At 51.8% G+C, this 1840-nt stretch carries 1 protein-coding gene; it reads right to left on the bottom strand.

Annotated elements, in window-relative coordinates; genetic code table 11:
- Positions 1–1840, bottom strand: a 1840-nt coding sequence (locus ADF68_RS11190) for a hypothetical protein (protein ID WP_049548762.1), incomplete at both ends; no start/stop codon positions are given.

Raw genomic sequence — 1840 nt, 5'->3', positions numbered from 1 at the left:
CGCAAGTACGTCAGCAAGCACGTCAGCTTCAACAAGTGCAAGTACCTCAGCAAGTACGTCAGCTTCAACAAGCGCAAGCACATCAGCCTCAACCAGTGCAAGTACGTCAGCAAGTACGTCAGCGTCAACGAGCGCAAGTACCTCAGCCTCAACAAGTGCAAGTACGTCGGCTAGCACGTCAGCCTCAACAAGTGCAAGCACCTCAGCAAGTACATCAGCTTCAACGAGCGCAAGTACATCAGCAAGCACATCGGCAAGCACATCAGCAAGTACATCAGCTTCAACGAGCGCAAGTACGTCAGCAAGCACGTCAGCTTCAACAAGTGCAAGTACATCAGCAAACACGTCAGCCTCAACGAGCGCAAGTACGTCAGCAAGTACATCAGCAAGTACATCTGCTTCAACAAGCGCAAGTACGTCAGCAAGTACATCAGCTTCAACAAGCGCAAGCACATCAGCAAGTACATCTGCCTCAACGAGCGCAAGTACATCAGCGTCAACGAGCGCAAGCACGTCAGCAAGTATATCGGCTTCAACAAGTGCAAGTACGTCAGCAAGTACCTCAGCCTCAACGAGCGCAAGTACGTCAGCAAGTACGTCAGCGTCAACGAGCGCAAGTACATCAGCAAGTACATCAGCTTCAACAAGCGCAAGTACGTCAGCAAGTACATCAGCTTCAACGAGCGCAAGTACGTCAGCAAGTACATCTGCCTCAACGAGCGCAAGTACGTCAGCAAGTACATCAGCCTCAACAAGTGCAAGTACGTCAGCAAGTACATCTGCTTCAACAAGTGCAAGTACGTCAGCAAGTACATCAGCTTCAACAAGCGCAAGCACATCAGCAAGTACATCTGCTTCAACAAGCGCAAGCACATCAGCAAGTACATCTGCTTCAACAAGCGCAAGTACATCGGCTAGCACGTCAGCCTCAACGAGCGCAAGTACCTCAGCAAGTACCTCAGCCTCAACGAGCGCAAGTACGTCAGCAAGTACATCTGCTTCAACGAGCGCAAGTACGTCAGCAAGTACATCTGCTTCAACAAGCGCAAGTACATCGGCTAGCACGTCAGCCTCAACAAGCGCAAGTACATCGGCAAGCACGTCAGCCTCAACAAGTGCAAGTACGTCAGCAAGTACATCTGCTTCAACGAGCGCAAGTACCTCAGCAAGTACATCAGCCTCAACGAGCGCAAGCACGTCAGCCTCAACAAGTGCAAGTACGTCAGCAAGTACATCAGCCTCAACGAGCGCAAGCACATCAGCGAGTACATCTGCCTCAACGAGCGCAAGTACCTCAGCAAGTACCTCAGCCTCAACGAGCGCAAGTACGTCAGCAAGTACATCTGCTTCAACGAGCGCAAGTACCTCAGCAAGTACGTCAGCCTCAACGAGCGCAAGTACGTCAGCCTCAACGAGCGCAAGTACATCTGCTTCAACAAGTGCAAGTACGTCAGCAAGTACATCTGCTTCAACGAGCGCAAGTACGTCAGCAAGTACCTCAGCTTCAACAAGCGCAAGTACATCGGCTAGCACGTCAGCCTCAACAAGTGCAAGCACGTCCGCAAGTACATCGGCCTCAACGAGCGCAAGTACATCTGCTAGCACGTCCGCAAGTACATCAGCCTCAACGAGCGCAAGCACGTCAGCAAGTACATCGGCTTCAACAAGTGCAAGCACGTCAGCAAGTACATCAGCCTCAACGAGCGCAAGCACGTCAGCAAGTACATCTGCTTCAACGAGCGCAAGCACGTCAGCAAGTACATCGGCTTCAACAAGTGCAAGTACGTCAGCAAGCACATCGGCTTCAACGAGCGCAAGCACGTCAGCAAGTACGTCAGCG

This window comes from Streptococcus pseudopneumoniae, assembly GCF_001068775.1.
GTDB lineage: Bacteria > Bacillota > Bacilli > Lactobacillales > Streptococcaceae > Streptococcus > Streptococcus pseudopneumoniae_N.
The sequence above is the reverse complement of the archived record's forward strand: the minus strand, read 5'-3'. Positions and strand labels throughout refer to the sequence as shown.